6 protein-coding genes and 2 pseudogenes are annotated in these 5,361 nt (G+C 45.8%); 3 read left to right on the forward strand and 5 right to left on the reverse strand.

Annotated elements, in window-relative coordinates; translation table 11 throughout:
* A pseudogene (locus V5298_RS19590) lies at positions 1–130 on the forward strand (glutaredoxin); the annotation flags it as partial.
* 166 nt (positions 131–296) lie between these two features.
* Here the strand turns inward: V5298_RS19590 and V5298_RS19595 are convergent.
* Positions 297–491, reverse strand: coding sequence for a (2Fe-2S)-binding protein (locus tag V5298_RS19595; RefSeq protein WP_216029026.1), 195 nt, complete (start codon positions 489–491; stop codon positions 297–299).
* Positions 492–766: 275 nt separating this feature from the next.
* On the opposite strand from V5298_RS19595, the pseudogene V5298_RS19600 reads away from it, so the two are divergent.
* Positions 767–868: pseudogene (locus V5298_RS19600) on the forward strand (peroxiredoxin); the annotation flags it as partial.
* Between the two features lie 44 nt (positions 869–912).
* On the opposite strand, the gene rnt reads toward V5298_RS19600, so the two are convergent.
* Positions 913–1,545 (reverse strand): ribonuclease T, encoded by a 633-nt coding sequence (gene rnt, locus V5298_RS19605; RefSeq protein WP_332933114.1) that lies wholly within the window; start codon positions 1,543–1,545, stop codon positions 913–915.
* A 265-nt stretch (positions 1,546–1,810) separates the two neighbouring features.
* Between rnt and V5298_RS19610 the strand changes: the two genes are divergently transcribed.
* A complete protein-coding gene (locus V5298_RS19610) occupies positions 1,811–2,677 on the forward strand; it encodes a flagellar protein MotY (protein WP_332933115.1) in 867 nt (288 codons plus the stop codon).
* A gap of 23 nt (positions 2,678–2,700) precedes the next feature.
* Here the strand turns inward: V5298_RS19610 and glpQ are convergent, their stop codons facing one another.
* The 3 genes from glpQ to V5298_RS19625 form a co-directional block, all read right to left on the reverse strand.
* Positions 2,701–3,702 carry a glycerophosphodiester phosphodiesterase gene (gene glpQ, locus V5298_RS19615; protein WP_332933116.1) on the reverse strand — a complete coding sequence of 334 codons (1,002 nt, stop codon included), beginning with the start codon at positions 3,700–3,702 and terminating at the stop codon, positions 2,701–2,703.
* Positions 3,703–3,953: 251 nt separating this feature from the next.
* The gene (gene nth, locus V5298_RS19620; protein ID WP_332933117.1) at positions 3,954–4,586 is read right to left on the reverse strand and encodes an endonuclease III; all 633 of its coding nucleotides are present in this window, start codon (positions 4,584–4,586) and stop codon (positions 3,954–3,956) included.
* A 9-nt stretch (positions 4,587–4,595) separates the two neighbouring features.
* Positions 4,596–5,288, reverse strand: coding sequence for an electron transport complex subunit E (locus V5298_RS19625; RefSeq protein ID WP_332933118.1), 693 nt, complete (start codon positions 5,286–5,288; stop codon positions 4,596–4,598).
* Positions 5,289–5,361: the final 73 nt, after the last annotated feature.

A 5,361-nucleotide genomic window follows, 5' to 3' on the forward strand; every position in this document is an offset into this window, starting at 1 on the left:
ACTATGGGTTGATGGCGAGTTGGTAGGGGGATGTGACATTATCATTGAAATGACACAGCAAAATGAACTACAGCCTTTGATTAAAGAAACGGCAAAGAAGTATAAAGCTGAAGACTCTAGCGAAGACTAAGTTATAGGCATTGCGACCTTAAGCATACAGTAAATTAAAAACCCGGTTTTTACCGGGTTTTTTGTTTTCTAAAAGAGGGAAACTGTATTTAAAGAGGGCAAAGGGATAGTGGTTACAGGACGTCGGTAAGGGGCTAGGGGTTATAGCAAAAAAAGAGGAAGAAAAATTAACAGACTTCTTTAAACAACGACTCGTCAATGATGGTTGAGTCAATGATTTGTTGTGCCATTTGAATGCATTTTCCGCATTGAGCGCCTACATTTAAATGTTGACGTAACTCGCGCAAATTTCCCACACCGGCTTCTTCAACCGCTTGAGTAATGGCTTTATCGGTTACCCCGTAACACATACATACGTACATAAAACTGCCTTTGCAATACAACTGTGAATGATAATAGTTGTTATTTATTCTCAAGGCAAGGGGTAAAACGGTTTTTTTCGTCGTTTTTTTACACTCTAATAACCGCAGCTTTCATCGGTTGGATAGGTTATTGCGGCTCGCTTAGGCAGTATCAATAAAAAGCATCCCTTAACCATTCCATTATATTACAGCGCATATTGTGAAAGGCGTGAACTCTGGGCGTTCTCCTTGGCCATCTGGCCCTGGATTTGAGCACGGATACAGTATTGGGACGCGGTGAAGTGTGTTCTGCAGGCTGGACAGAAGGGAAAGCCGGTATGGATGCATCCAAAGACGCGATGGCGAAATACCTGCCTGAAGAAGCTGACCATTTGTAATTTACCGGCCTAATGCTAACAGTTATTCCGCCTGTTTTAACAAGCTAGGATTTGTTACGTGGCCAGCCACCTAATTCATGGTATCGGTTAGTAATATAGCAAAACAGTTCGGCAGTGCGCTGGGCATCGTACAGTGCACTGTGTGCTTCACTTTGATCAAAGGGGATCCCCGCTTCCCGACAGGCTTTAACCAGCACGGTTTGTCCGACAGCGAGTCCTGCCAGGGTCGTGGTATCAAAAGACACAAAGGGATGAAAGGGCGTTCGCTTGATCTTACTACGTTCAATTGCTGCGTTAACAAAGCCCTGATCAAAGGCTGCGTTGTGGGCCACAATAACCGAACGCTGGCACTGGGCTTCCTTTTGATACTTACGGATGTTTTTACACAGATCTTTCATGACCTCTGACTCTTCCAGTGCACCACGCAGTGGACAATGGGGATCGATGCCGTTGAATTCCAGCGCGGCGGGTTCCAAATTGGCGCCTTCAAAAGGAATGACATGATGGTGTATTGTCTGATGCGGGTGGAGCATTCCCGCTTCGTCCATCCTAAGTGTGACTGCCGCGATTTCCAGTAATGCATCGGTATGTGCATTAAATCCTGCGGTTTCGACATCGATTACGACGGGGAAATAGCCGCGAAAACGGTCTTTTAACGTGCCAGAACTGTCAGACATATAAAGTATTTTGCCTTAAATAAAAAATCCAAGTATTCAACTAGGCGGCCTTAACGGGCGTTAAGCCCCTGATCCCATAGCATCATTAAGGCTGTGAATACAGAAAGTGAGAAATTATCGCAGGATACGGGCTTGGTATCTACCTTTGTTCTTTTTTGTCTAGCAATTTGTTGGCGAATGACAGCGGCGGATTGTGCTAAACTTTTTTTACTTACGGGCGATAATAAGAAAGTTAACAATATCAAAATTACTTTCAGGGCAAACTATGTTTCGACAGGCAATAATATTATGTTTATTGCTGGTTTCTGCAACCAGCCAGTCTGCAATGAGACAGTATGCGGCATCTGTTGAGACGTCAAATTGGCAATTGGCTAATGAAAGCCGATTGCAGTGCACCTTATCCCATCCTGTTCCCGGCTATGGTGACGCCATGTTTATCAGTCAGGCGTCGAAGCAATTAAATATGGAATTTGAGCTTGATATGCATCTTTTACCCAAGTCCTTCGACTTGGCCGCGGTGTATTCTGTACCGCCATCCTGGATGCCAGGCGCCATGCCAAAACGTATCGCTGATATGACCTTGCGTACCCAATATAATGGCGATCTGCCTGAAAAAGCAGCCTGGACTATGCTTAGCGAACTGGAAAAGGGCTATTGGCCCACCATTTACTATCAAGATTGGTACAATCAGTATGACAAGGTTGCAGTAGCCCTTAACGCCAGCAACTTTTTACCTGTCTATCGGCAGTTTGTGAATTGTGTCTCTCACCTTTTGCCCTATAGCTTTGACGATATTTCCTACACGGTTTTATCTTACAAGAAAAACAGTACAGATCTGACCAAGTACGCTGAAAAACGATTGGAAATGATTGGCGAATATTTAAAAGAAGATACTGATTTAGAACTGGTCTTGCTTGACGGGTATACCGATAGCTACGGTGGACGATGGAATAACGAGCAATTGTCCTTGCGCCGAGCAAATCAGGTGAAAGATTACTTCACGGCGATGGGCGTCGATTCTTCACGAATTGAGGTCAGTGGCCATGGTGAAAAACGTCATATCTCTCCAAATATTAACAGTGATACCCGGGCACTAAACCGGCGCGTTGTGGTGCGTTTATCCAAAGGGTAAGGTCCTGAACAGCGGCTCACCGCCTAACGGGATAAGAACTCACGTACAGGCGGTACCTGATCGGTAAAGAGCCCATCAATGCCCACCGGGCCAGTTAACCATAGCAAAAGGGTTTCTGCGCTATGCTTTGTCGGCAGAGCGTCGGTGCGAAGAGTATAGGGATGAATAAGTAATTTCGCCTGCTTGGCGTAGCCTACCCAAGGGCGAACAACCAACTGACCGTTTTTTAGGCTTTTTGTGTCCATAAGCTGAGGAAGCCATGGACCTACGCCATCCACATACTTGGCCAGGTTTTTTATGCCTGATTCTGTGAGTAACGCATCATAGTCCGTGCTGGACTCGCCCCACGCGTTTTCTGCGAAAAGTTGAATCAATTTACCCTTGTAATGGAAGGTCTCACGCAAGCGTTTTATTTCTTCAAAATCAAAACACTGAATGTACAAATTGCCATTGTTTTCGGTTAAGCCATAGTGTTGTAAAACCACAAGAACCGCCGCGCTAATATCCACCCCTTGTTCGCGATGCCATGCCGGTGATTTTATCTCGGTATAAAATCCCACATGGGTATCAAAGGCCTGATTAAGTTGCTGTATAAGCTCAATATGAGAGGCCAAGGTGGCGATACGAAAAGTCCCGTGCTGACCTTGATAGCGGTGGGGGAAGACCGTATTCCCTTGTTCATCGGTGCGTTCGTGTACCGTTAGTTTTTGCAGTTCATCAAAGGTGAAATCCAAGACATACCAGCGACCGTCTTCTCGGGCTCGATGGGGATAAATGGCTTCCACGTTGGTTACGGTTTCCAAATGTATATCGTGCAACACCACAGCTACGCCGTCTTTGCTCATCACCACATCCTGTTCGATGTAATTGGGGTGCTGGGTAAAGGCGAGGGTAGTGGATGCCAAGGTGTGTTCTGGCAAGTATCCAGATGCGCCGCGGTGGGCAATAATATCTACGGCACCTGCAGAGGTAAGGCAAAGGCATTGCCATATAAGAAAGGTTACAAAGTACCGTGCAGCTGTCATAAAGGCTCCTGTTGAACTGTGTACCGTTAAACAAAAGCACTTTGATAACGGGCATGGACACCCGTTTGCGTCAACATAACTTAGCTTAAAAACGTGAGTGTTTTATTTGGTACGATATTGTTGTGTCAGCATGCAGTGTGCGTGAATAACACGACATTTTTATGACAGATCAACGTACTAAGACAGGACGGCTTGTTGGCAGGGCACTAGGATATCATGGTATTGAACAACCAAAAGGGCCGATTCAGCTTTTATTCCGTTTTGTCTTTGTATTCACACAAATCTTCAATAATACAGCTACCACAGCGGGGCTTACGTGCAATACAGGTATAACGGCCGTGCAGAATCAGCCAGTGGTGAACATCCACTTTGAATTCTTTGGGGACCACTTTTTCCAGTTTTTGCTCCACTGCGACCACATCTTTACCCATGGCGAATTTAGTGCGGTTTGAGACTCTAAATATGTGCGTGTCCACCGCTATGGTCGGCCAGCCAAAGGCAGTATTTAAAACCACGTTAGCGGTTTTTCGACCCACGCCGGGCAAGGCTTCTAAAGCTTCTCGGTTTTCTGGCACCTCGCCTTGATACTTTTCTAACAGTATCTCACTAAGTCGATGCACATTTTTCGCTTTAGAATTGTAAAGGCCAATGGTTTTAATATAGTCCTTTAGCCCTTCTACACCTAAATCGGCGATTGCCTGGGGCGTATTGGCTATGGGAAATAACTTTGCGGTGGCTTTGTTCACACTCACATCTGTGGCTTGGGCCGATAAGGTAACGGCTACCAGCAACTCAAAGGGGGATGAAAAATTCAGTTCTGTGGTGGGATGGGGGTTCTCAGCGCGCAGGCGAGTGAGAATTTCTCTACGTTTCGTATTGTTCATAGTTTTTGTTTATTGTTCTGCGGTGACACGAATACGGGTGACCGTTTTACTTGCCGGTGCCTGTTTAGCGGCATGTAATCCATCAATGTAATTTTTAACAGCAATGATAAACCCCATGCCGATGAACGCGCCGGGGGGCAATATCGCTAGCAAAAAAGGCTGCTCGGTGTGAAACAGCGTGATGGTCCAGTTTTCTGCTACCGATCCAAAAAGTCGGTCGGCGCCCGCAAGCAATGTGCCTGAGCCCAAAGCTTCGCGGATGCCACCAAGTAACATGAGAATAAAGGTAAATCCTGCGCCCATCATTAAGCCATCTATTGCCGAGGGCACGATGGCATTTTTTGACGCATAGGCTTCGGCACGGCCGATGATGGCACAATTGGTCACAATCAACGGAATGAAGATACCTAAGGTAAGGTAAAGCTCATAGGTGTATGCATTCATAAGTAATTGCACAATGGTAACAAAAGCGGCGATGACCATAACAAAAACCGGGATCCGAATTTCGTTACTTACCACGTTTCTAACAAGACTCACGGTGATGTTTGAGCCTATTAATACAAGGGTAGTGGCAAGACCAAGGCCAAGGCCATTAATGACCGTGGATGTCACCGCCAACAACGGACATAGCCCGAGTAGTTGCACTAACGCGGGATTGTTTTTCCATAACCCTTGCAGGGTCAGTTCTTTCCACTCATTCATGATCAGTGATCTGCCTTATCTATATCGCAACGGGTAGGTTGGTCAAATAAACTCGCTTTATTTGCTTCAACAT

Origin of the sequence: Alteromonas sp. 14N.309.X.WAT.G.H12 (assembly GCF_036697315.1) — a bacterium.
GTDB lineage: Bacteria > Pseudomonadota > Gammaproteobacteria > Enterobacterales > Alteromonadaceae > Alteromonas.